Origin of the sequence: Acinetobacter lwoffii (assembly GCF_024129435.1) — a bacterium.
Classification (GTDB): Bacteria; Pseudomonadota; Gammaproteobacteria; order Pseudomonadales; family Moraxellaceae; genus Acinetobacter; species Acinetobacter lwoffii_F.
Map to the genome: position 1 here is coordinate 1 of NZ_JAMXXN010000095.1, position 252 is coordinate 252.

Annotated in this window: 1 tRNA gene; it reads left to right on the forward strand. The window is 40.9% G+C overall.

What is annotated here, in order from left to right:
* Positions 1–15 precede the first annotated feature (15 nt).
* Positions 16–91 (forward strand) — tRNA-Ala (locus NI455_RS15460).
* Positions 92–252: the final 161 nt, after the last annotated feature.

A 252-nucleotide genomic window follows, 5' to 3' on the forward strand; every position in this document is an offset into this window, starting at 1 on the left:
ACTTATTGATAAGCTGGGGACTTAGCTTAGTTGGTAGAGCGCCTGCTTTGCACGCAGGAGGTCAGGAGTTCGACTCTCCTAGTCTCCACCATACATTCCTACGGAATGTATAAAGACAAAAGCTAATAAATAGACAATCAGTTGATTGTTAGTTTAGTCCTTAAGCGATCAAGTGTTTAGATCCTAGAGATTAACAAGTACAAGCGTTATGATACGCGGACTTGATAACCTCTGTGATTTATCACAGTTTCC